A 25,053-nucleotide genomic window follows, 5' to 3' on the forward strand; every position below is an offset into this window, starting at 1 on the left:
ATAATTTAGCCTCGCTGCCGCTGTTGGCAGCATGAATTGCAACAGGCAGGAACCTATTTTGACGTGGTTTAAAGGACATAATCGACGCTGGATCATGGCGCTAATCGTACTGGTGGCGATCGTTGCGATGGCGGTCTGGCACTTCAGCCACCCGGCCCCGACGCCATATAAAACGGTGAAGGTAGCCAAGGGCGATCTACAGCAAAACGTACTGGCGACCGGACAGCTTGACGCGGTACGCAAGGTTGACGTGGGCGCGCAGGTCAGCGGGCAGTTGGAAAGCCTGTATGTCGAGATCGGCGACCGGGTTAAAAAAGGCCAGTTGCTTGGGGTTATCGATCCGCAACAGGCGCAAAACAGCATCCGTGAGGGTGAGGCGACGTTGCGTGAGCTGCACGCCCAGTTACAACAGGCGCAGGCTGAGCAACAACTGGCGGCGGTAACGCTGCAGCGTAATCAGGCGTTAGCCAAATTGCAGGCGGTGTCACGCCAGGATCTGGATCAGGCGGCGACACAGCTGGCGGTGAAGAAGGCGCAAGTGGGTACCATTCAGGCGCAGATAGCCAGGAATCAGGCCAGCTTGGATACCGCCAAGATCAATCTGGCGTTTACCCGTATAGAAGCACCGATGGACGGTGACGTGGTGCAAATTACCACGCTGCAAGGCCAGACGGTGATTGCCGCGCAGCAGGCTCCGAACATTTTGACGCTGGCGGATCTCAGCACCATGTTGGTGAAGGCCCAGGTGTCGGAGGCGGACGTCATCAGCCTCAAGCCGGGCCAAAAAGCCTGGTTTACCGTATTGGGCGATCCTAACCGACGGTTTGACGGCGTGCTGAAAGATATCCAGCCAACTCCGGAAAAGGTCAATAACGCCATCTTTTACTATGCGCGTTTTGAAGTGCCCAATCCCGAGGGATTATTACGACTGCAGATGACGGCGCAGGTGCATATTCAACTGGCGGGCGTCAATCAGGTGCAGGTCATTCCTCTGGCGGCGTTGGGCGATCAAATCGCCGATAATCGCTACCATGTTTCGATATTGAAACAGGGCAAGGAGGAAAAGCGCGAGGTGGCCATTGGCCTGCGTAATAATATCGACGTGCAAATTCTCAGCGGACTGAACATTGGCGATGAAGTTATTGTCAGCCGCGGCGGCGCGGAGGCTCTCTGATGGCCGTGCTGTTGGAACTGAGCGGTATTAGCCGCAGCTATCAGTCGGGCGATCAAACCGTAGCGGTGCTGAAGAACGTGAGCCTGAGCATCAACGCCGGTGAAATGGTGGCGATTATGGGCACCTCCGGCTCCGGCAAGTCGACGCTGATGAATATTCTTGGCTGTCTGGATAAGCCCAGCGCCGGCGTTTATCGGGTGGCCGGGCAGGACGTGGCGACGCTGGATGGCGATGCGCTGGCCCGGTTGCGGCGTGAGCATTTCGGTTTTATCTTTCAGCGTTATCATTTACTGCCTCATCTGAGCGCGGCGCATAACGTTGAGGTTCCGGCGGTGTATGCCGGACTGGGTAAGGCAGCGCGGCGTGAGCGTGCGATTGCGCTGTTACAGCGTTTGGGGCTGGGTGAACGCGTTGGTTACCGGCCAAGCCAGCTTTCCGGCGGTCAGCAGCAGCGGGTCAGTATTGCCCGTGCGCTGATGAACGGGGGGCAGGTGATCCTGGCGGATGAGCCGACCGGCGCCCTCGACAGCCAGTCAGGCGAGGAGGTGATGAGCATCCTCAAGCAACTGCGTGAGCAGGGACATACGGTGATTATCGTCACTCACGATCCGACCGTGGCCCAGCAGGCTGAGCGGATCATTGAAATTCGTGACGGGGAGATCATTGCCGATTCACGCCCGGATCGGCAGAGTAACCCGAACGGCAAACCGCTGGAGATGGTGGCACCGGCGCCATCCTGGCAGCAAACGACCGGCCGTTTTCGTGAGGCATTGGTGATGGCCTGGCGAGCGATGGCGGCAAGTAAAATGCGCACCGCGCTGACCATGCTGGGCATTATTATCGGCATTGCCTCGGTGGTGTCGATTCTGGTGATCGGTGACGCCGCCAAGCAGATGGTGTTGGCGGATATCAAGTCCATCGGTACCAATACGGTCGACATTTACCCCGGCAAGGACTTCGGTGACGACGATCCTACCTTCCGTCAGGCACTGAAATACGACGATCTTGAGGCACTGCGCGAGCAGCCTTACGTCAATGCATTGTCCCCAACGATTGCCAGCAGTATGCGGCTGCGCTTGGGTAACGTCGATGTGGCGGCCAATGTTACCGGCGTCAGCGAACAGTTTTTCCGCGTCTACGGCATGACCTTTACCCAGGGCGTCGGTATTGATCAACTGCAGGTGCAATCGCAGTCGCAAACGGTGGTCATCGACGCCAATACCCAGCGCCGGCTGTTCCCCAATCAAAAGGATGTGGTAGGCCAGGTGATCCTGGTGGGTAATATGCCGGCGACGGTGGTTGGGGTGGCGAAAGAGAAGCAGTCGATGTTCGGCAGCAGCAAGACGCTGAACGTCTGGGTGCCCTATAGCACTATGGCCAACCGGCTGATGGGCAACGCCTATTTTGATTCGATCACCGTGCGTATCCGCGAGGGCTACAATAGCCAGGAAGCGGAGCAGAAGTTGACGCGTTTGCTGACGCTGCGCCATGGCAAGAAAGACATTTTCACCTACAACATGGACAGCCTGGTGCAGACTGCAGAAAAAACTACCCGCACGCTTCAAATGTTCCTGACGTTGGTGGCGGTGATTTCACTGGTGGTTGGCGGGATCGGTGTGATGAACATTATGTTGGTGTCGGTGACGGAGCGCACTCGCGAAATCGGTATTCGTATGGCGGTAGGCGCTCGCTCCGGGGATGTGTTGCAGCAGTTTCTGATTGAAGCGGTACTGGTGTGTCTGGTGGGCGGTGCCTTGGGCATCACGCTGTCGTTTGCCATCGGCCTGTTGGTGCAGCTGGTGCTGCCGGGCTGGCAGATCAGTTTCCCGCCGGCGGCGTTGTTGAGTGCGTTTGTCTGTTCTACCGCCATCGGCGTGGTGTTTGGCTATCTGCCGGCACGCAGCGCAGCGCGGCTTAACCCGATTGATGCGCTGGCACGCGAATAACAAGCCCATAAAAAATGCCAGTCATACGGCGGCTGGCATTCTTTTCGCTGTTTCAGACTGACTCGGTGGAAGCGTTTAGGCCAACGCCTCGCTTTCCACTGGCACAATAAGACTTGCATGATTCCCTTTTGGCCCCTGGTGCACGTCAAAACTGACCTGTTGGCCAGCTTTTAGCGTCCGGTACCCATCCATCTTAATCGTAGAATAGTGGGCGAAGATGTCTTCGCCACCGCCTTCAGGACAGATAAACCCAAACCCTTTGGCGTTGTTGAACCATTTAACAGTACCCGTCTCCATGCTTTTACATCCCTCGCAACGCTATTTTTAGGTGAGATGAATAACTGAATTCGCACCCGCCAGTGGCAGGTAGCAGATGAGCCTAAAAGTGGTTAAAACACCACCAGCCCATGAATTTACACTCTAGAGCAAATGATCATCACGTCAAGGGATCGGCTTTTGTCGTCAGCGAGCAGTTCATCAAAGTTTGAAGCAGGTAACGCTATTGACATTGTTTGGTAACAATTCGTCAGAGATATTTGCGCACGTTCCAGTGCGGCGGGATGCCGGCGAAGATGATAAAATAGTATGGATACCCCACTTTGAATAACCGGAACTTGTCCCCATATAAAAGGACAGAGCAGAGAAGATGAGCAGCGATGGGCAATAACAACGATTGGCTAAATTTTGAACACTTGGCCGAAGAAAAACAAATCGATGCGGTAAAACCGCCGTCTATGTATAAAGTTATACTTAACAACGACGATTACACACCGATGGAATTTGTGATTGACGTTCTGCAAAAGTTCTTTTCTTATGATATTGAACGCGCAACGCAACTGATGCTCACGATCCACTATCAAGGCAAGGCGATCTGCGGTGTATTTACCGCCGAGGTGGCGGAAACCAAGGTCGTGCATGTGAACCGTTATGCCAGGGAGAACGAGCATCCGTTGCTTTGTACGCTGGAAAAAGCCTGAATAAGGCAATCTATTGGGGAGGTGCTTATGCTCAATCAAGAACTGGAACTCAGTCTCAACATGGCTTTCGCCAGAGCGCGTGAGCACAGACACGAGTTTATGACCGTGGAGCACCTGTTGCTGGCGTTACTCAGCAACCCTGCCGCGCGGGAAGCGCTTGAGGCATGTACGGTGGACCTGGCCGCACTGCGCCAGGAACTCGAAGCCTTTATCGAACAAACCACGCCGACGCTGCCTGTCAGCGAAGAAGAGCGCGACACTCAGCCGACGCTTAGCTTCCAGCGCGTACTGCAGCGTGCGGTATTCCATGTCCAATCTTCCGGCCGCAGCGAAGTCAGCGGCGCCAACGTGCTGGTGGCAATTTTCAGCGAGCAGGAGTCGCAGGCGGCTTATCTGCTGCGCAAACACGACGTCAGTCGTCTTGACGTAGTGAACTTCATTTCACATGGCACACGTAAAGACGAGCCGGGCCAAGCGCCGAATGCGGAAAACCCGGTGAATGAAGAGCAGTCCGGAGGGGAAGACCGTATGGAAAACTTCACCACCAACCTCAACCAACTGGCTCGGGTGGGCGGTATCGATCCCTTGATTGGCCGTGGTCCTGAGCTGGAGCGTGCCATTCAGGTGTTGTGCCGTCGCCGCAAGAATAACCCGCTGCTGGTGGGTGAGTCCGGCGTGGGTAAAACTGCGATTGCCGAAGGGCTGGCCTGGCGCATCGTGCAGGGCGACGTCCCGGAAGTGATGGCGGACTGTACGCTGTATTCACTGGATATCGGCTCGTTGCTGGCCGGTACCAAATACCGTGGCGACTTCGAGAAACGCTTCAAAGCGCTGCTGAAACAGTTGGAGCAGGACAAGAACAGCATCCTGTTTATCGATGAGATCCACACCATCATCGGCGCCGGTGCGGCTTCCGGTGGGCAGGTCGATGCCGCCAACCTGATCAAACCGCTGCTTTCCAGCGGCAAGATCCGGGTCATCGGCTCGACCACTTACCAGGAATTCAGCAACATCTTTGAAAAAGATCGCGCCTTGGCCCGTCGCTTCCAGAAAATCGACATTATCGAGCCGACGCCGGAAGAGACCATTCAGATCATCAACGGCCTGAAAACCAAGTACGAAGCGCACCACGATGTGCGTTATACCGCCAAAGCGGTGCGTGCTGCGGTTGAGCTGTCGGTGAAATACATCAACGACCGTCATCTGCCGGACAAGGCTATCGACGTGATCGACGAGGCGGGGGCTCGCAGCCGGCTGATGCCGGTCAGCAAGCGCAAGAAAACCGTTAACGTTTCCGACATTGAGTCGGTGGTAGCACGTATTGCACGTATCCCGGAAAAAACCGTGTCGGCGAGCGATCGTGATGTGTTGAGAAGCTTGGGCGACCGTCTGAAAATGCTGGTATTTGGCCAGGATCAGGCGATTGAAGCACTGACCGAGGCAATCAAGATGAGCCGTGCGGGTCTGGGCCACGATCGCAAGCCGGTCGGTTCCTTCCTGTTTGCCGGGCCAACCGGGGTCGGGAAAACCGAGGTTACGGTACAGCTGGCGAAGGCGATGGATATCAAACTGCTGCGCTTTGACATGTCCGAGTATATGGAACGTCATACCGTTAGCCGTCTGATTGGTGCGCCTCCGGGCTATGTCGGTTACGACCAGGGCGGTCTGCTGACCGACGCGGTGCTCAAGCATCCGCACTCTGTCGTACTGCTAGATGAAATCGAGAAGGCGCATCCGGACGTGTTCAACCTGCTGCTGCAGGTGATGGACAACGGGACCCTGACTGATAACAACGGCCGTAAGGCGGACTTTCGCAACGTGATCCTGGTGATGACCACTAACGCCGGGGTGCGCGAGACAGAACGTAAATCGATCGGCCTGGTCCAGCAGGATAACAGCACCGACGCGATGGAAGAGATCAAAAAAGTGTTCACGCCGGAATTCCGTAACCGTCTGGACAATATTCTTTGGTTCAACCATCTGTCGACTGAGGTGATCCAGCAGGTTGTCGATAAGTTTATCGTCGAACTGCAGGCGCAGCTGGATGCGAAGGGCGTGTCGCTGGAAGTGAGTGACGAAGCGCGTGACTGGTTGTCAGTGAAAGGCTACGACCGTGCGATGGGGGCTCGTCCAATGGCACGTGTGATGCAGGAAAACCTGAAGAAACCGCTGGCCAACGAACTGCTGTTCGGCTCGCTGGTGGACGGTGGCTCGGTGAAAGTCGAGTTGGATAAAGAAAACCAGAAACTGACTTATCAATTTATCAGCGCGTCAATGCGCAAGGCGGACGAAGGTGCGGTTCACTAAGTCTGGGGTTAGATTCAGATTCAGATAAAGAAAAAGCGATGCTTCGGCATCGCTTTTTTTATGGGTGAAAATCATCACCAAAACAGAAATGATTGAGCCCTCTCAGTTTACCTGCGCACCTGCAACTCGGTGTTGAACGTTGCTACGGGGGTAAACGGAAAGGGCTCCGGAGGCATTACATCCTCGGTGCCGCCATCGGCTGGCGACGAGTGAGCCGATTAACGGCTACGGAAGACAATGCGGCCTTTGCTCAGGTCGTACGGGGTCAGCTCTACAGTGACTTTGTCGCCCGTCAGGATGCGGATGTAGTTCTTGCGCATTTTACCGGAGATATGTGCGGTAACCACGTGCCCGTTTTCTAATTCAACGCGGAACATGGTGTTTGGCAGCGTATCAAGAACGGTGCCCTGCATTTCAATATTGTCTTCTTTGGCCATCGAATCCTCTAGGTCTAACTACCTTAGTTTTTAACCGGCAAGATAATGCCGAAAAACCCACATTATGTAAAGAAGTGTCGGTGAACATTGCACCGTTTCCGCAAAATTAGTTTGTTGGGGAGGGTGGTTCAACCTGCTGTGGGGGTAACACTTGCGGTGCCCAGCATTCTGGCGCTAATGGCTTGCGCTGAAGTTGGCTGAGCTGCTGCAAAAATTGTCTTCGGGGGATCTCTTTTGCTCCCAGCGTGGCAGTGTGAGCGTTAAGCACCTGACAGTCAATCAATTCTCCGCCATAAGCGGCAAAATGGCGGCAAAAAGTCATCAGGGCACACTTGGAGGCGTTGGTGGTACGACTAAACATGGATTCGCCGCAGAACAGCGCGCCCTGAGCCACGCCGTACATGCCGCCGACCAGTTCGTCACCCTGCCATACCTCGATTGAATGAGCGAAGCCAAGGCGGTGCAGATGCAAATAAGCGCGCTGTACTTCCGGGCCAATCCAGGTGCCTTCTTCCGGTCTATCGGCGCAGGCGGCGATCACCGCGGCAAAGTCGTGATTCAGCGTCACGCGAAAGGGGTTACTGCGCAGGAAGCGTTTCAGACTGCGGCTGATATGGCGCTCGGCCGGGAACAGCACCGCGCGTGGGTCTGGCGACCACCACAAAATGGCTTCCCCCGGTGAAAACCAGGGGAAAATGCCGCGCTCATAAGCAGCCAGCAAGCGCGGCGCAGTCAAATCGCCACCAATCGCCAGTAGACCGTTAGGATCGCGCAACGCGCCCTCAGGAGAGGGGAACGCCAGTGAATGCGGTGACAGCTTAACTATGCGCATAAAAGGTCTCAGCGTCCTCTACAGGCCATTTTACAGCGGGATACCGCTGATACGTTGGCGGAACTGGGCATAACGCCCTTGTTGACGTATCAGGGTCAGATGGTCGCCTTGCTCGACAATCTGGCCGCCGTCCATCACGCAGATACGGTCCAGATGCTCCAGCCCATACATACGGTGGGTCACCAGGATCAGCGTTTTACCCCGGCAGTGCCGGCGCAGCAGCGCCAGGATCTGCTGTTCGGTTTCGGCGTCCAGTCCTTCGGTCGGTTCATCGAGCAATAGTAAGGGGGCCTGATGCAAAAGCGCGCGGGCTATCCCCAGACGGCGCTGCTCACCGCCGGAAAGTTGGCGACCGCCATCTCCCAGCCAGGCGTTCAGCCCTTCGTTGTCCAGCAGCTTGTCCAGGCCGACCTGCTGCAATACTTCGCGCAATTGTTCATCGGTTGCTGCAGGCGCGGCGATGCGCAGGTTGTCACGCAGCGTATCGCTGAAAATATGCACCCGTTGGCTGACCACGGTGGTCATCTGGCGCAGCGTGGTTTCATCGTAAGCACTCAGTGGCTGGCCATTGAGCAGCACCTGGCCGCTGTCGGCGTTCCAGGCGCGGGTTAGCAACTGCAGCAGAGTCGATTTGCCGCAGCCGGTACGCCCGAGCAGCGCAATGTGTTCGCCGGCGGCAATTTCCAGTGTGACATCCTGCAATACCGGCAGCGGCTGGTCGGGGTATGTGAAAGTGAGCTGTTGCAGGCTCAGCGTGGCAACGCCCTCGGCCGCCGGGCCATGGGCCGGGAAGGTCACTTCCGGCTGTCGGTCGATGACCTGCTTCACCCGCGTGGCGGAAGCGATCACCTGACCCAGATGCTGGAAAGCACCGGCCACCGGCATCAGCGCTTCAAACGAGGCCAGTGCGGCAAACACGAACAGCGCAATCAGCGCACCGGGCTGGCTGTCGCCACCAATACCGCCCGCGGTGAGCCACAGCATCAAAGTGACCGTCAGGCCACTGGCCAGGATCATCAGTGCCTGTGCCATGCCACCCAGAGAAGCCTGTTGCCATTGACGGCGCTGCCAGCGCTGCTCGGTGGCATCCAGATCGGTACGGAAGCTTTCAACGGCACCGAACACCACCAGTTCGGCCTGGCCCTGCAGCCAGGCGGTCAAATCGGTACGGTACTGGCCGCGCAGCGCGGTCAACTGACCGCCAATCGGCTTACCGGCACGATAAAACACCGGTGGTACCAACAGCAGCAACAACAGCAGAATGCCACCCAGCGTCAGGGCCAGCGTGGTGTCCAGCCAGCTCAGGCCATAGGTCACCACCACAATCACGGCGGCGGCGCTGACCAGTGGGGAGATCACCCGCAGGTATAAATGATCCAGCGTATCGACATCCGCCACCAGGCGATTAAGCAGATCGGCCTGGCGGAAGCGAGCAATGCCGCCCGGCGACAGCGGCAGGATCTTTTTAAAGGTAAATACCCGCAGATGGGACAGCACGCGGAAAGTGGCATCGTGGCTGACTACGCGTTCGGCGTAGCGCCCGGCGGTGCGGAAAATAGCGGCACCCCTGACACCGGCGGCCGGCAGCATATAGTTGAAGGTAAACAAACCGGCCAGCCCGGCCAGGGCCGATGCGGCGAGGAACCAGCCGGATAGCGCCAGCAGGCCGATGCTGGCCAGCAGAGTGACGATGGCCAGTACGATGCCTAAACAAATCAGCAGGCTGTGACGACGGTATAGCGCCAGAAATGGCAGCAAAACGCGCATGATTAGAGATCCCCGCTGCGGTGTGCGATCAGATTGGCAAACAGGCCCGGCTGAGCACTCAGCGTGGCGTAATCACCTTGCTGAACGATCTGCCCACCTTCCATCACCCAAATCTGGTCGTAATCTTCGGTATCTTCCAACTGGTGGGTGACCAGCAGGGTGGTTTGCTGGTGTGAGGCGACATTCAGCGCCTGCATCACCCGGCGTTCACTGTGGGCGTCAAGACTGGCGGCCGGTTCATCGAGCAGCAGTAAACGGCGCGGACTGATCAGCGCCCTGGCTACGGCTACGCGTTGAGCCTGGCCGACGGATAAGCGGGCGGCGTTATCGCCCACTTCAGTCTCTAATCCCTGCGGCAGATGCGGCAGGATCTCGCCGACGTAGGCTTGCTCCACCGCCTGTTGCAACTGGGCTTCGCTGGCCTGTGGGTTCCCCAGCAGAATATTGGCCCGCAGCGTCTGAGCCGGCAGGTGCGGGTTTTGACCTACCCAGCCAAGCTGCTGACGCCAGCCTTCGGCCGCCAACTCGCGCAGTTCGGTTCCATTGACGGTTAATGAACCGCGATAGGGCAGAAAGCCGAGCAGCAGATTCAGCAACGAGCTTTTACCGGCACCGCTTAACCCGACCAGGGCAATACGCTGGTTCGCCGGCAGGGTGAAACTCAGTGGGCCGGCCAGCAGCGCGCCATTTGGTGACAGTATCTCCAAATTCTGCGCCTGCAGTTCCAGCGGCACATCGGTACCCAGCATTTGCGTGCCGCTGCCCATTTGCTCACCTTCGGCACTGAGGAAGGTTTCCAGCGTTTCAGCAGCGCCCACCGCTTGCGCCTTGGCATGGTAGAAAGCCCCCAGGTCACGCAGGGGTTGGAAGAACTCCGGAGCCAGGATCAGCGCCAGGAAACCGGCAAACAGCGTGACGCCGGTGCCGTAGCTGCCAAAATTAAGTTCGCCAAGGAAGGAAAAACCGAAATAGACCGCCACCACGGCGATGGAGATAGAGGCAAAGAACTCCAATACTGCCGAGGACAGGAATGCCAACCGCAGCACTTCCATGGTGCGGCTGCGGAAGTCCTCGGACGATTTGGCGATCTGCGCGGTTTCTGCTTCAGCCCGGTTGAACAGGCGCAGCGTATCCAGCCCGCGCAGGCGGTCGAGAAAATTACCGCTCAACCGTGCCAGGGCCACGAAGTTACGACGGTTGGCATCGGCGGCACCCATACCGACCAGCGCCATAAACATCGGGATCAGCGGCGCGGTGGTCAACAGGATCAGACCGGCAGCCCAGTTGATTGGGAATACGGTAATCAGGATCAGCACCGGGATAAACACCGCCAGGTACATCTGCGGCAGATAGCGGGAGTAGTAATCCTGCATATCTTCGATTTGTTCGACGATGATGCTGGCCCAACTGCCTGCCGGCTTGCCCTGGATCCAGGCCGGGCCGAGCTGTTGCAGTTTATCCAGCACCTGTTGACGCATACGCTGGCGGATCACCTGTCCGCAGATAAAACCGACGCGCTCACGTAGCCAACTCAACACCGCCCGTAGTGCGAAAGTGGCAGCCAGCCAGATAAACGAGGGGATCAGTTGTTCACGCGGGGCGTGTTCGATAATCAGGGCGTGGAGCAGGGCGGCCAACAGCCATGCCTGTGCGACGATCAAAACGCCGCTTATCAGCCCCAACAACATGGAAAGGCGCAACCAACGCTGCGCCAGGGTGCTCTGAGTTTTGAGCCAACGGGTTAACTGTTGCTGTCTGGTTTTTTTCATCAGATATGAGTCTGCGTCGCCGGCGCCTGTTGTTACAGACAAGGTTAACGTACTGTTAAAAAAAGTGTTTGCCCCAACCTGAAGCGAACAAGTGAAGGCCAATGTTACCTCTTCACCCGGCAGACTGAAAATAATAAAGCGGTCAAATATCGCTATAACAGACGGCGGCCGCCGGGTTATTTCACCTCCTGACTCGCGGCTTCCGCGGCCAGGGCGGCCTGGACCGATTCGCGTTGGGCGATCTGAGCCCTATATCGGGTTAACGATGGCCAGTCTTTCAGTTCGATGGAAAACTGGGCCATCCAACGCAGCACGGTAAATAAATAGGCATCCGCTACGCTAAAGCATTCACCCAGTAGGAAAGGTTGTTCGTCCAGCGCCTGTGCAAGGTAATTGAGGCGGCGACGCAGCTTGTCGCGAAACAGCGTTTTGACCTCTTCCGGCAGCGCCGGGTTGAACAAAGGACTGGAGCCGGCGTGGATCTCGCTGGTAATGAAGTTCAGCCATTCCTGTAGACGTACCCGTTCGAAAGACGCGGCTGGAGGGGCCAGTGCGGCGTCGGGGCGCAGATCTGCCAAATATTGCACTATGGCAGTCCCTTCGGTAATCACCCGTTCGTCGTCCAGCATCAGGGCGGCGACGTAGCCTTTGGGATTCACCTGATAAAAGTCCCGGCCGTCGGCGCCGCGTTTGGTGCGGTTATTGACCCGGATCAGTTCGAACGGCAACCCCAATTCTCGTAAAACGATATGTGGAGAGAGTGAACAGGTATCGGGGGCAAAGTAGAGTTTCATGGCAGTTCCTGGCTAAGAAGCGAAATCGCTTGCTCGCCAGAATGCCGTTGGTGCTGCCAACTGAAAAATTAAAATATCAGAAACCTGTTATCAGCTCAGCTACTGACGGGCAGGTGCTGTTGCAAATATTGCAGCAGGGTCTGTACCGGCGCTGAAGCTGCGCCGCCAAACGAACAGACCAGACCAAAATGACGATAAAGCGGTGTAGCCAAAGGCAATGCGCAAATACCCGAGATACCGGCCGGTATCACCGAGGCTGGTATCAACGACACACCGGTGTCTTCCCGTACCAGCGTCAGCGCGGTGTTCCAGTCACTGACGGTCACGCGTACATCGGTTAACGCCAACCCGGCCTGCTGTGCCAAGAGTTGCGCATTAAAATAGCAGCCGCCGGTTGCCAGCACAAACGGCTGTTTGACCAGTGTGCTGAACGCCACCGGTTGTCGCCCCCTGGCCAGGGGATGATGACTGGCGGTCACTGCCAGCCACGGATCCTGGCCCAATGGGGAGCTTTGCCGTTCTCGATTTGGGTTCAACACTACACCGACGTCGGCGGTTTCCAGCGCCAGCCAGTTTTCTACTTCCAAGTCGGTACCTTCCAACTGAATTAGTTCTATCGCGGGATAGCGACGGCGGAATTTACGTAATAACGGCGGCAGTAACAGGGAGAATGCGGAGGGGAAACTGGCCAGGCGTATCTTGCCGGCGTGCGCGCTTTTTGCCTGCTGCGCGTAGTGTTGGATAGCATCCAGCCCGACCAGCATGGCGCGAGCGTGAATGACAATTTGTTCACCACTCTGGGTAAGTGCAACGCTGTGCGGCAGGCGAACCAGTAGCAGAGTTTGCAGTTGCTCTTCCAACTGAGCGATGGCCTGACTGGCGGCGGATTGGGTCATGCCGCATTGGCTTGCCGCTTGGGTGATTTTACCTCTGTCGGCTACCGCAACCAATAAACGCCAGTGGAGAAGATTGTGCATCGAATCACCGTCCGACTTAACTTGCAGGAACAAAAAAAGCGGCTGTGATAGCCGCTTTTCAAAATGACAGTGTGTGGTTACAGCACTTCTGCGCCAGCGATGCCGTCCAGATAACGTTCAGCGTCCAATGCCGCCATACAACCGGTCCCGGCAGAGGTGATCGCCTGGCGGTAGATGTGGTCCATCACGTCGCCGGCGGCGAATACGCCCGGAATGGTGGTCTGGGTGGCATTGCCGTGAATGCCGGACTGCACCTTGATGTAGCCGTTCTCAAGCTCCAGCTGACCACCGAAAATACTGGTGTTCGGGCTGTGGCCGATAGCGATAAACACGCCGGCCAGTTCCAGTTCCTGCGTTTGGTTTTCCGCTTTGGTGCTACGGATACGTACGCCGGTCACGCCCATTTGATCGCCCAGCACTTCATCCAGAGTATGGTCGGTGTGCAGCACGATATTGCCGTTTTTCACTTTCTCCATCAGCCGGTTGATCAGGATCTTCTCGGAACGGAAGCTGTCACGGCGGTGAATCAGGTGAACTTCGGCGGCGATGTTGGACAAATACAGTGCTTCTTCCACGGCAGTGTTGCCACCACCGACCACCGCGACTTTCTGATTACGGTAGAAGAAACCGTCACAGGTGGCACAGGCAGACACGCCTTTGCCTTTGAAAGCTTCTTCGGTAGGCAGACCAAGGTAACGGGCCGAGGCGCCAGTGGCGATAATCAGTGCATCACAGGTGTATTCGCCGCTGTCGCCAAACAGGCGGAACGGACGGTTCTGCAGGTCAACGCTGTTGATGTGATCAAACACAATCTCGGTCTGGAATTTTTCAGCATGCTCGCGCATACGCTCCATCAGCGCCGGGCCGGTCAGGCCTTCGGCATCACCCGGCCAGTTTTCCACTTCGGTGGTGGTGGTCAACTGACCCCCTTGCTCCATACCGGTAATTAACACCGGGTTCAGGTTGGCGCGCGCTGCGTAAACTGCGGCGGTATAGCCCGCCGGGCCGGAGCCCAGGATCAATAATTTGCTGTGTTTAGCCGTGCCCATGAATATCCTCTTTTCCCACAATGGCGGACAATGGATCCGATTGTAGGGAAAATGCAGCATTAAAAAAAGCGCCAGGGGATGTTGTTAACGATTTGTTTGATAGCCATTACCTATTAATTATTAAATTGCCGCTAAAGAGAGCGTAAAGCGCAGCAATTTAACTTATGGAAATCACTCATCTCCGCTCTTTACTCCATTGACCGGAAACAGCCCATTTAGCGGGTTTAAGCGCATTGACTGTGGGCTTTTCAAGCCAGCGATTCATAACTAAAAACGGGGTGCTAACTTTTCATGACGGTACGTTCTTCTGATTTTGCTTCTTTTACTTTGACAATCCGCTGCGCATTTGCGAAAACATCATAGGAAGAAGAAATTATCCCTGTCCCTACAGTAAATCGTACGTATTTACAGCGTTGGTGCAGAATTTTGCGCCGTTGCTGAAGGTTCGTGCGGCAGGTGAGGGGACAGCGTGCAAGCAGGGGAATTCTTCTTGCAAATAACATCATTTAAAAACCCGGTGCAGGATTTGACAGACAGGCTGCACCAGGGGAGATGATGGTAGTGAAGCATAAACAGGCATCGGGTCTTCGCTTGGAACGAACCCTTACACATTGACGTTGGTTAGGGTGTGGCAAGTGCAGGGAAGAAAATAAGAGAGACAATAATAATGGCAGACAATAAGAAACGCCCGGGTAAAGATCTCGACCGTATCGACCGCAATATCCTGAACGAACTGCAGAAGGATGGGCGTATTTCGAACGTTGAGCTTTCCAAGCGCGTGGGGTTATCCCCAACCCCATGTTTAGAACGTGTGCGCCGCCTTGAGCGCCAGGGTTTTATTCATGGTTATACCGCTTTGCTCAATCCGCATTATCTGGATGCGTCCCTGCTGGTCTTCGTAGAAATCACGTTGAACCGCGGTGCGCCGGATGTGTTTGAGCAATTCAACTCGGCAGTACAGAAACTTGAAGAAATTCAGGAGTGTCATCTGGTGTCCGGTGATTTCGACTATCTGTTGAAAACCCGCGTGCCGGATATGTCGGCTTACCGTAAGTTGCTTGGTGAAACCTTGCTGCGTCTACCGGGGGTTAACGACACCCGTACGTACGTGGTAATGGAAGAAGTGAAACAGAGTAACCGTCTGGTTATCAAAACACGGTAGGGTGCAGGTGCAAAACCTGATTAAATTGGTTACACTCCTGTTTATTCATACAGTTTCGGCGCCGGGGAAGCTTCTCGGCGCTGTTGCTATGTCAGCTAACAGGAACCTGGAGAGCCTTTCTTGAGCCAGGAATATACAGAAGATAAAGAAGTTACCTTGAGAAAACTCAGTAGCGGCCGCCGTTTGCTTGAAGCTGTGTTGATTGTGGTAGCCATTTTTGCCATTTACCTCATGGCTGCCTTGGTCAGTTTCAATCCGTCTGATCCGAGCTGGTCGCAGACCGCGTGGCATGAGCCTATTCATAACCTGGGCGGTGGCGTCGGGGCCTGGATGGCCGACACATTGTTCTTCACCTTCGGGGTACTCGCCTATGCGATACCGCCGATCATGCTGGTGTTGTGCTGGGCCGCTTATCGCCAGCGCGGCGGCGGCGAATACATCGACTATTTTGCGCTTTCACTGCGCCTGATCGGCACGTTGGCGCTGGTACTCACTTCATGTGGCCTGGCGGCATTGAATGTCGACGATCTCTATTACTTCGCATCCGGCGGTGTGATCGGCAGTTTGCTGAGCAACGCCATGTTGCCGTGGTTCAACGGTATTGGCGCCACCCTGGGGCTGCTATGCGTTTGGGCTGCAGGGCTGACGTTGTTTACCGGCTGGTCCTGGCTGGTGATCGCCGAGCGTATCGGCGGCGTGGTGCTGGGGACGGTGACCTTTATGACCAACCGTTCACGCCGTGAAGACCGTTATTACGACGATGACGACCGCTACGTCGAAGAGCAGCCCGAGTCTGCAGACAAGGAAGCCGCGCTTGCGGTAGCTGCCACGACGACGGCGGCCAATGCAGCGGAAGATGACGTATTGTTCTCTGCGCCTTCGGTCACGGAAACCGCCAAAATGGCGGCGGAAGATGCCGAAGATCCGTTGCTCAGCGGCCTGCGGGCTAATGATGACGATGATGCGAATATCACACCTGTTGCGCCAGCGCCAACCAGTGTACCGGCCACAGCGGCACCTGTTGTGGCCCAGGCCTCGTCGGTCACTGCGGCCCCCCCGGCTCCGGCTTCGGTGAACCAGCATCCGATGACCGCGGTAGCGGAAAACACTGCGCCGCCGCTGTATTCGTTTGAGATCCCTGAAGAGACACCAACGCCTAAGACGACACGTCCGATTGATCCTTACCAGGACGACGACGAGCCGCGTATGGGGAATTGGGATGCTCCGGCCGCATCGCCGTCGCACGAGCATTCTCCATTTGATTTCTCTGCCGCCCAACGTGAGCACGTGGATGTCACTGCTCCGGCCGGTTTCAGTGCCGCCGAGCCTGCCGTTTCACCCTTTGGCAGCGCGAAACCTCAGGCACCTGCCGCAGCGACGGCAATTGCCGGTGCTGTTGCCGCCAATACCTTTATGCCGGCCTTTAGCGCCACCAGTGACGCGAATTCACAGGTGAAACAAGGCCTCGGCCCTGAATTGCCGCGCCCGAACCCGGTGCGCATTCCGACCCGGCGTGAACTGGCTTCCTACGGCATCAAGCTGCCTTCGCAGCGTATGGCCGAACAGGAACAGCGCACCCGGGGGGACGACGAGCCATTGCAACAGGCTGAAAATCTTTCGCAAGATGATGAAGCTGCTCTGCAGGAAGCCGCGCTGCGTCAGGCGTTTGCCGAGCAGCAAAGCCAGCGTTACGGCGGGGAGTCCGAGTCGGATAATCTGGATGATGAAGCTGTTCTGCAGGAAGCCGCGCTGCGTCAGGCGTTTGCCGACCAGCAAAGCCAGCGTTATGGTCAGCCAGAGGCTCCATCGGTGGCGCCAACTACGCCGGTAGATACCCGCAATGCATTTGGCTTCTCGCCGATGGATGATTTGGTTGATGATGGCCCGGTTGAGCCACTGTTTACCCTGTCGCCACAGTTGGAAGAACGTATTGAGCTGCAAAGCGAGCGTGAAGATGATGTGCCTTTCGGTCAGTTTGAGCCCACCGCGCCGGTTTATCCGTCGCCGCCTCAGCCTCAGACCCCGCCGGTACAACAATCCTATCAGCCTGCGCAGCCAGCTTATCAACCAGCGCAGCAGCAACCGGTGCAGCAACAGCCACCTGCCTATCAGCAGCCTGTGGCACAACCGGAGCCTGCTGCCGTGCAGCAGCCGGGAATGGACAGCCTGATCCACCCGTTCCTGATGCGTAACGAAATGCCGTTGCAAAAACCGACCACGCCGTTGCCGACGCTGGATTTGCTGACAGAAGCCCCGAAAGAGGTGGAGCCGGTAGATTCCTTCGCGTTGGAACAAAAGGCGCGTTTGGTAGAAGCCAGCCTGGCCGATTACCGGGTGAAAGCCGATGTGGTAGATATTTTGCCAGGGCCGGTCATCACCCGTTTCGAGCTGGATTTGGCTCCGGGTGTCAAGGCTGCACGCATTTCCAACCTGTCGCGTGACCTGGCGCGTTCACTGTCAACCTCGGCGGTACGTGTGGTGGAAGTGATCCCCGGCAAGCCTTATGTCGGGTTGGAACTGCCTAACGTCAAACGTCAGACGGTCTATCTGCGAGAAGTGCTGGACTGCCCGGCGTTCCGCGATAATCCGTCGCCGCTGGCAATCGTCCTGGGTAAAGATATTTCTGGCGAACCGGTGGTGGCCGACCTGGCGAAAATGCCGCATCTGTTGGTAGCAGGTACCACCGGTTCCGGTAAGTCGGTTGGGGTCAATGCCATGATCCTGAGCATCTTGTATAAGGCCACGCCGAAAGAAGTGCGCTTTATCATGATCGACCCGAAAATGCTGGAGCTGTCGGTTTATGAAGGTATTCCGCACCTGTTGACGGATGTGGTCACCGACATGAAAGACGCCGCTAACGCCCTGCGTTGGTGCGTCGCCGAGATGGAGCGTCGCTACAAGCTGATGTCTGCGCTCGGTGTGCGTAACCTGGCCGGCTATAACGAACGCGTCGATCAGGCCGAAGCCATGGGGCGTCCGATCCCGGATCCGTTCTGGAAACCGACCGACAGCATGGACATGACGCCGCCGGTACTGGAGAAAGAGCCTTATATCGTGGTGATGGTCGACGAGTTTGCCGATCTGATCATGACGGTCGGCAAAAAGGTTGAGGAACTGATCGCTCGTCTGGCGCAGAAAGCGCGTGCAGCGGGGATTCACCTGGTGCTGGCAACCCAGCGTCCGTCGGTGGATGTGATCACCGGTCTTATCAAGGCCAACATCCCGACCCGTATCGCCTTTACCGTGTCCAGCAAGATTGACTCCCGTACCATCCTCGATCAGGGCGGTGCTGAATCCCTGCTAGGGATGGGGGACATGCTTTATCTGGCCCCTAACTCCTCGATTCCGGTCCGTGTGCATGGTGCATTTGTGCGCGATCAGGAGGTGCATGCGGTGGTTAAGGATTGGAAAGCGCGTGAGCGCCCTCAATATAAAGAGGGTATCCTCAGCGCTGGTGACGACGGTGAGGGTGGAACTGGCGGCGGTCTGGACGGTGACGAAGAGCTGGATCCGTTGTTTGATCAGGCGGTGGAGTTTGTGGTGGATAAACGCCGCGCCTCTATCTCCGGCGTACAGCGTCAGTTCCGCATCGGTTATAACCGCGCTGCGCGTATCATCGAACAGATGGAAGCGCAGGGCATCGTCAGCGAGCAGGGGCACAACGGTAACCGCGAGGTGCTGGCACCGCCACGGCATGACTGATGAAGTTTTAATCGTTGTTATTTAATTAAAAGGGCCGCTTAGCGGCCCTTCAGACTGATGACAAACCTCATTCCTGCACAGAGCGAATAGAGTTCGATAAATAAAAAACAAGGAAAATCAATTTATTGATTTTCGGCTGGTCACCACAAAGCAGGAAAAACCACGCTTTTTCCTGCTTTGTCAGCAACATATAAGGGCCGCTTAGCGGCCCTTGTGCAAAGAAGCGTAAACCCATCGGCTTCTCGGAACATTGGCCTATCTGCCGGCGAATGGCTTCGGGTAGAGTAAAGGTGTTGAGGGTTCATTTGACCCGCACGGCACCGCCTTGCGGTTAACGCATTTCATAAGGTATCTGGAATAATGAAAAAACTGTTAGTTGCCTGTTGTCTGCTTTCGGGATTCGCTTCCACCTCTGTGCTGGCCGACGCCGCGCAGGATTTGCAAAGTCGCCTGGCGAAAGTGAACAGTTTCCACGCCAGCTTCTCCCAGACCGTGACCAGCAGCGATGGCGCTGCGGTACAGCAGGGTGAAGGTGAGCTTTGGGTGAAACGTCCCAACCTGTTTAACTGGCACATGACCTCGCCAGACGAGAGCGTGCTGGTGTCAGACGGTCAGACCCTGTGGTTCTACAACCCCTTTGTTGAGCAGGTAACCGCCACCTGGCTGAAAAATGCTACCGGCAATACGCCGTTTATGCTGATTACCCGCAATAACGCCAATGACTGGAAACAGTACAACGTTAAACAGAAAGGTAATGATTTTGAGCTGACGCCAAAATCAAGCAGCGGTAACCTGAAGCAGTTCGCCATTAGCGTGGATAACAGCGGCACTATCCGCAGTTTTGCCGCGGTTGAGCAGGACGGGCAGCGCAGTTCTTACGCGCTGAAAAGCCAGCAGAACGTTGCTGCCGATGCCAGCAAATTTAAATTTACCCCGCCGAAGGGGGTGACGCTGGACGACCAGCGCCAGTGAGGTCCGCGTGAGTAATATGTCGCTCGATTTTTCCCAGAATGAGTTCCAACCGTTGGCCGCGCGGATGCGGCCGACCACATTGGCACAGTATATCGGCCAGCAGCATCTGCTGGCCGCCGGCAAGCCTTTGCCGCGCGCTATCGAGGCGGGGCAACTGCATTCGATGATTCTGTGGGGGCCTCCGGGCACCGGGAAAACGACGCTGGCAGAATTGATCGGCCGTTATGGCCAGGCGGACGTCGAGCGTATTTCTGCCGTCACGTCCGGGATCAAAGAGATCCGCGAGGCGATCGAGCGTGCACGCCAAAACCGTGACGCCGGTCGCCGCACTATTCTGTTTGTCGATGAGGTTCATCGCTTCAACAAAAGCCAGCAGGATGCCTTCCTGCCACATATTGAAGACGGCACCATCACTTTTATCGGCGCCACCACCGAAAACCCGTCTTTTGAGCTTAACTCGGCGCTGTTGTCACGGGCCCGTGTTTATTTGCTGAAGGCGCTGACCGCCGAGGATATCAGCCAGGTGCTGGATCAGGCGATGCAGGACAGCAGCCGGGGCTTTGGCGGCCAGAATATCGAACTGCCGGAAGAGACGCGTCGCATGTTATCAGAGCTGGTCGGCGGCGACGCTCGCCGGGCGCTGAACAGCCTGGAGATGATGGCGGACATGGCGGAGATCAACGCCAAAGGCATTCGCGTGCTGACGGCGGAATTACTGAAAGAGGTCTCTGGCGAACGCAGTGCGCGTTTCGATAATAAAGGCGACCGCTTTTACGATCTGATCTCGGCGCTGCATAAATCGGTGCGTGGTTCAGCGCCGGATGCGGCGTTGTACTGGTATGCACGTATTATCACCGCCGGGGGCGATCCACTGTACGTGGCGCGCCGGTTGCTGGCGATTGCTTCAGAAGATGTGGGTAATGCCGACCCGCGCGGCATGCAGGTCGCCATCGCGGCCTGGGACTGCTTTACCCGCGTCGGCCCGGCGGAAGGCGAACGGGCGATTGCCCAGGCTATCGTCTATCTGGCCTGCGCGCCAAAAAGTAACGCGGTTTACACCGCCTTCAAAGCGGCAATTCGTGATGCCAAAGAGATGGCTGATTATGACGTCCCCGAACATCTGCGCAATGCGCCAACCAAGCTGATGAAGGAAATGGGGCTGGGTGCAGAATATCGTTACGCCCACGATGAACCTAATGCCTATGCTGCCGGCGAGGATTACTTCCCACCCGAAATGGCCAAAACACGTTACTATCATCCAACCTCACGTGGGCTGGAAGGTAAAATTGGTGAAAAGCTGGCATGGCTGGCTGAGCAGGATCAAAATAGCCAGACAAAACGCTATCGCTAGCGTTGCCGTTGCGGTAAGGTTAGCGGGTATCACTCTTCCTTTATACGGCTATAAATTCAGCCGAATAAAACATCAAATTTTCTTTCAATAACAATAAGCACAGGATTAGCATGCTCGATCCCAATCTGCTGCGTAATGAGCTAGACGCAGTCGCCGTCAAACTGGCTCGCCGAGGCTTTAAACTCGATCTGGATCTGCTGCGTTCTCAAGAAGAGCGTCGCAAAGTTCTGCAGGTAGAAACCGAAACGCTGCAGGCAGAACGTAACTCCCGATCGAAATCCATCGGCGCGGCTAAAGCGCGCGGGGAAGACATTGAGCCGCTGCGTCGCGAAGTAAACGAACTGGGTGACAAGCTGGACACGGCCAAGGCCGCGCTGGATCAGCTGCAGGCTGAAATCCGTGACTATGCGTTGGCGATCCCGAACCTGCCTGACGATGAAGTACCAGACGGCAAAGATGACAGCGATAACCTGGAAGTCAGCCGTTGGGGCGAACCGCGCCAGTATGATTTCCCGGTACGCGATCATGTCGATCTGGGCGAAATGGCCGGTGGTCTGGACTTTGCCGCTGCGGTAAAACTGACCGGTTCTCGCTTTGTGGTGATGAAAGGGCAAATTGCCCGCATGCACCGTGCGTTATCCCAGTTCATGCTGGATCTGCATACCGAACAACACGGCTACCAGGAAACTTACGTTCCTTACCTGGTTAACCATGCCACATTGTTCGGTACCGGCCAGTTGCCGAAATTTGGTGAAGACCTGTTCCACACCAAACCGCTGGAAGAAGAATCCGACAGCAGCAACTACGCGCTGATTCCAACCGCAGAAGTGCCATTGACCAACCTGGTGCGCGACGAGATCCTGGAAGAGGAGTCTCTGCCGCTGAAGATGACTGCGCATACGCCTTGTTTCCGTGCCGAAGCCGGTTCTTATGGCCGTGACACCCGTGGTTTGATCCGCATGCACCAGTTCGACAAAGTTGAGATGGTGCAGATCGTCCGTCCGGAAGACTCGATGGCTACGCTGGAAGAGCTGACCGGTCATGCAGAGAAAGTGCTGCAGCTGCTGAACCTGCCGTACCGTAAAATGTTGCTGTGTACCGGTGACATGGGCGCAGGCTCGTGCAAGACCTACGATCTCGAAGTGTGGCTGCCGGCGCAGGACACTTACCGCGAGATCTCATCCTGCTCCAACATGTGGGATTACCAGGCACGCCGCATGCAGGCCCGCTGCCGCAGCAAAACCGAGAAGAAGCCGCGCCTGGTGCATACGCTGAACGGTTCTGGTCTGGCGGTCGGTCGTACGCTGGTGGCCGTGCTAGAAAACTACCAGCAGGCTGATGGCCGTATTCAGGTACCGGAAGTATTACGCCCATATATGGGTGGGCTGGAATATATCGGTTAACAAATTAGTGACGAGTCCTGATATAGGCTGACACTTTTCAGTCTTATAACGCCCGGTGAACTTCATCGGGCGTTTTGTATTGTAGCGACAGATGCGGTCGCTGTGTGTTGTAGATTTCCACCGACTCCCTGACCATCTTCCTTACCTGCCCGATATCTTTCGGTCTGCTGAGCAGGTATTCCATTTTCAGTATCCCGTTTACCCGTTCCGCCAGCGCATTATGGCGGGGGCGGTGATCGGTGGCAATCTGAATGAGCAGCAGAACCGGGCGGTTCATCGCTCAATGTTCTTTGTGGTTGCTGATGGGCATCGCTTTTGTCGCTACTACGCTACATCTGGGGGCACCGTTACGTGCGTTCAACTCGTTAAACCGCGTTGGCGCTTCGGCGTTGAGCAACGAAATTGCCAGTGGCGCGTTGTTCTTTGCCGTCGGGGGTTTTTATTGGCTGCTGGCGATACTGGGCAGAATGCCATCGACGTTGGGGAAAGTATGGCTGTGGGTGACCATGGCGCTGGGCGTGGTCTTTGTTTACGCCATGACGCGGGGGTATCAAATCGATACTGTGCCAACCTGGCATAACGGTTACACTACGCTGAACTTTTTCCTGACGACGCTGATCGGCGGGCCGTTGCTGGGCGTTTTATTGCTGCGTGCGGCTGGATTAGCGGTATTAGCCCGTTATCCACTGGCTATTCTTAGCGTGGTGGCACTGTTGGCAAGCCTGTGCGCAGTGATGATGCAAGGCTATGAGTTGGCCAGTATCAATAGCTCGGTACAGCAGGCGTCAACGCTGATACCGTAATATGGCCAGTTAATGGTTGGGCGGCTGGTGTTGGTGGTGTCAGGTTTAGGCTGTTGGATTTGCCCACTGTTACGCCGGGGTAACGCGAGCGTGATAGGGATGGGTTTAGGTTTGATTTTGGTTATCGCCGGTGAGTTGGTAGGCCGTGGTGTGTTCTACGGCCTGCATATGACCGTTGGCATGGCGGTAACCGGTTAATATTGTCGTCAGGCACAGTTTGCTGTGCCCTTAACAGGATCCTTGATTTATGACGCTTGAAAATATCGCTTTAACGGGCCGGGTGCTGGGTGTGTTGTTGTATGCACCGCCAGAAAGTGTAGACGGTCAACAACTGTTGGCAACCTTGTCTGAATCTGAGTGGGTCAAAGAGTGGCCTTATGGCGACGCCGAACAGTTGCAGACGGCGGCAGCACTGATCGCCAGCGGCATTGAAGATGAACAAGAGGAGTCGCTGGCGGAGGCTTACCAACGTTTGTTTGTCGGGCCTGACACTTTACCGGCTCCGTTATGGGGTTCGGTGTATCTGGACAAAGAGAACGTGCTGTTTGGCAATTCCACTTTGCGCCTGCGCAGGTGGTTGCGTTCCAATGGTATCGACGCGCAACACGATCGCAACGAGCCGGAAGATCACATCGGTACTTTGTTGATGATGGTGGCATGGTTAGCCGAAGAGCATCAGGGTGGGTTGGTGGAGCAATTGCTGACCAAACATTTGTTGCCTTGGGCACCGCGCTATCTGGAATTGCTGCAGGCGAATGCGCAACATCCTTTCTATCAGGGGCTGGCGCAATTGGCGCAGATCACTCTGAGCGCTTGGGCTGCCGAATGCTCTGCTGAAGTTGAAACTTTAGATCTGCATTTCTGATACCAAGGAACGGCCGCCAAAGTAGGCGGCTGTTCCTGGTTTACCCTCCGCATCGAGCCATAAAAGGGGCTGGTTATCGCCAGTGCCTCCTCCCCTGTTTCCTCATCAATCCCCTGAATGTTTAAGTTTAATGAATTATTAAATCAATCTTAACATTTCATTGACATGCTTTATCGATAGGTGTAGTTTTTTTGCGGATTATATGAGTAAAAGCTTCTTGGCATCGTTCTTAAGGCTTTGCTGTACAAGGATTGTAAAATCACCTTAGTGGTTTTTTAATGCGCAGGTTACACATTATGATTGGCAATTTTAAAAATATTTTCATCGCTATTCTTAGCGGTTTTTTTCTTACCTTAATGTTTCAAGCCAACAGCGCTCTGTCTGAACAAACCTCTTCTGTCGTCGCCTCATGGGTGGCTCACGGTATTGGCATGTTGAGTTCATTGTTGCTTATTTTATTATTTGTTAAAAAAAATCCTAAGGAATCGAATAATAAACCACAGAAACGATCCTGGTGGCTCTATCTTGGTGGTATTCCCGGAGCCTTTACCGTCATTTTGGCGACGATGGCAATTAACGGTGGCATCCCTCTCTCCAGTACAATTTCTCTTGGTTTGGTTGGGCAATTATTATTCGGCTTTGTCTCAGATCACTTTGGTTTATTCGGCTCAAAAAAACGAAAAATGACACGTAGTAGCCTGTATATCTCTGCTCTGATTATTTCCGGCTGTTTTCTTATTATCTATAGCCTTTAGGGAGCGATGAC

At 55.7% G+C, this 25,053-nt stretch carries 19 protein-coding genes and 2 pseudogenes; 12 read left to right on the plus strand and 9 right to left on the minus strand.

Annotated elements, in window-relative coordinates; translation table 11 throughout:
* Positions 1-58: 58 nt before the first annotated feature.
* Positions 59-1,174 carry a macrolide transporter subunit MacA gene (macA, locus tag ACUTQ5_RS03830; RefSeq protein WP_445650155.1) on the plus strand — a complete coding sequence of 372 codons (1,116 nt, stop codon included), beginning with the start codon at positions 59-61 and terminating at the stop codon, positions 1,172-1,174.
* Entirely contained in the window at positions 1,174-3,120 is a 1,947-nt protein-coding gene (gene macB / locus ACUTQ5_RS03835) for a macrolide ABC transporter ATP-binding protein/permease MacB (RefSeq protein WP_445650156.1), read from the plus strand. The genes macA and macB overlap by 1 nt, the downstream gene beginning before the upstream one ends.
* Positions 3,121-3,195: 75 nt before the next feature.
* Here the strand turns inward: macB and cspD are convergent, their stop codons facing one another.
* Complete coding sequence (cspD, locus tag ACUTQ5_RS03840; protein WP_012006105.1) at positions 3,196-3,417, minus strand: cold shock-like protein CspD; 222 nt, start codon at positions 3,415-3,417, stop codon at positions 3,196-3,198.
* Positions 3,418-3,776: 359 nt separating this feature from the next.
* Here cspD and clpS point away from each other — a divergent pair, with 359 nt between their 5' ends.
* Positions 3,777-4,097, plus strand: a complete 321-nt coding sequence (gene clpS / locus ACUTQ5_RS03845; RefSeq protein ID WP_445650157.1) for an ATP-dependent Clp protease adapter ClpS — start codon at positions 3,777-3,779, stop codon at positions 4,095-4,097.
* Between the two features lie 27 nt (positions 4,098-4,124).
* A complete protein-coding gene (gene clpA, locus ACUTQ5_RS03850; RefSeq protein ID WP_153857337.1) occupies positions 4,125-6,404 on the plus strand; it encodes an ATP-dependent Clp protease ATP-binding subunit ClpA in 2,280 nt (759 codons plus the stop codon).
* A 218-nt stretch (positions 6,405-6,622) separates the two neighbouring features.
* On the opposite strand, the gene infA is transcribed toward clpA, so the two are convergent.
* The 7 genes from infA to trxB form a co-directional block, all read right to left on the minus strand.
* Complete coding sequence (gene infA / locus ACUTQ5_RS03855; protein WP_002211347.1) at positions 6,623-6,841, minus strand: translation initiation factor IF-1; 219 nt, start codon at positions 6,839-6,841, stop codon at positions 6,623-6,625.
* Positions 6,842-6,947: 106 nt separating this feature from the next.
* Entirely contained in the window at positions 6,948-7,673 is a 726-nt protein-coding gene (aat, locus tag ACUTQ5_RS03860; protein ID WP_012006107.1) for a leucyl/phenylalanyl-tRNA--protein transferase, read from the minus strand.
* A 30-nt stretch (positions 7,674-7,703) separates the two neighbouring features.
* A complete protein-coding gene (gene cydC, locus ACUTQ5_RS03865) occupies positions 7,704-9,440 on the minus strand; it encodes a heme ABC transporter ATP-binding protein/permease CydC (RefSeq protein ID WP_445650158.1) in 1,737 nt (578 codons plus the stop codon).
* A 2-nt stretch (positions 9,441-9,442) separates the two neighbouring features.
* Positions 9,443-11,209 (minus strand): heme ABC transporter permease/ATP-binding protein CydD, encoded by a 1,767-nt coding sequence (gene cydD / locus ACUTQ5_RS03870; protein WP_445650159.1) that lies wholly within the window; start codon positions 11,207-11,209, stop codon positions 9,443-9,445.
* A gap of 176 nt (positions 11,210-11,385) precedes the next feature.
* Positions 11,386-12,003: a glutathione transferase GstA gene (gene gstA, locus ACUTQ5_RS03875; RefSeq protein WP_445650160.1), complete on the minus strand. Its 618-nt coding sequence runs from the start codon at positions 12,001-12,003 to the stop codon at positions 11,386-11,388.
* Positions 12,004-12,098: 95 nt separating this feature from the next.
* Entirely contained in the window at positions 12,099-12,980 is an 882-nt protein-coding gene (locus ACUTQ5_RS03880; protein ID WP_445650161.1) for a LysR family transcriptional regulator, read from the minus strand.
* Between the two features lie 77 nt (positions 12,981-13,057).
* Positions 13,058-14,029: a thioredoxin-disulfide reductase gene (trxB, locus tag ACUTQ5_RS03885; protein WP_153857332.1), complete on the minus strand. Its 972-nt coding sequence runs from the start codon at positions 14,027-14,029 to the stop codon at positions 13,058-13,060.
* 667 nt (positions 14,030-14,696) lie between these two features.
* Here trxB and lrp point away from each other — a divergent pair.
* The 5 genes from lrp to serS all read left to right on the plus strand — a co-directional run bounded on the left by lrp (position 14,697) and on the right by serS (position 22,619).
* A complete protein-coding gene (gene lrp, locus ACUTQ5_RS03890; RefSeq protein ID WP_004928318.1) occupies positions 14,697-15,191 on the plus strand; it encodes a leucine-responsive transcriptional regulator Lrp in 495 nt (164 codons plus the stop codon).
* Positions 15,192-15,311: 120 nt separating this feature from the next.
* A complete protein-coding gene (locus ACUTQ5_RS03895; protein ID WP_445650162.1) occupies positions 15,312-18,893 on the plus strand; it encodes a DNA translocase FtsK 4TM domain-containing protein in 3,582 nt (1,193 codons plus the stop codon).
* A gap of 360 nt (positions 18,894-19,253) precedes the next feature.
* The gene (gene lolA, locus ACUTQ5_RS03900; RefSeq protein WP_135315908.1) at positions 19,254-19,865 is read left to right on the plus strand and encodes an outer membrane lipoprotein chaperone LolA; all 612 of its coding nucleotides are present in this window, start codon (positions 19,254-19,256) and stop codon (positions 19,863-19,865) included.
* A 7-nt stretch (positions 19,866-19,872) separates the two neighbouring features.
* Complete coding sequence (locus tag ACUTQ5_RS03905) at positions 19,873-21,216, plus strand: replication-associated recombination protein A (RefSeq protein WP_445650163.1); 1,344 nt, start codon at positions 19,873-19,875, stop codon at positions 21,214-21,216.
* A gap of 110 nt (positions 21,217-21,326) precedes the next feature.
* Positions 21,327-22,619, plus strand: coding sequence for a serine--tRNA ligase (serS, locus tag ACUTQ5_RS03910; protein WP_135315910.1), 1,293 nt, complete (start codon positions 21,327-21,329; stop codon positions 22,617-22,619).
* Here serS and ACUTQ5_RS03915 read toward each other — a convergent pair.
* Positions 22,616-22,839 (minus strand): annotated as a pseudogene (locus ACUTQ5_RS03915) (integrase core domain-containing protein); the annotation flags it as partial. The gene serS and the pseudogene ACUTQ5_RS03915 overlap by 4 nt on opposite strands.
* A gap of 70 nt (positions 22,840-22,909) precedes the next feature.
* Between ACUTQ5_RS03915 and ACUTQ5_RS03920 the strand changes: the two are divergent.
* The 3 genes and pseudogenes from ACUTQ5_RS03920 to ACUTQ5_RS03930 all read left to right on the plus strand — a co-directional run.
* Positions 22,910-23,620 (plus strand): annotated as a pseudogene (locus ACUTQ5_RS03920) (DmsC/YnfH family molybdoenzyme membrane anchor subunit); the annotation flags it as partial.
* 49 nt (positions 23,621-23,669) lie between these two features.
* Positions 23,670-24,287, plus strand: coding sequence for a Tat proofreading chaperone DmsD (gene dmsD, locus ACUTQ5_RS03925; protein ID WP_445650164.1), 618 nt, complete (start codon positions 23,670-23,672; stop codon positions 24,285-24,287).
* 296 nt (positions 24,288-24,583) lie between these two features.
* Positions 24,584-25,042, plus strand: a complete 459-nt coding sequence (locus ACUTQ5_RS03930; RefSeq protein WP_445650165.1) for a DMT family transporter — start codon at positions 24,584-24,586, stop codon at positions 25,040-25,042.
* Positions 25,043-25,053 lie beyond the last annotated feature (11 nt).

The sequence above is a fragment of the Serratia sp. NA_112.1 genome (assembly GCF_052691715.1).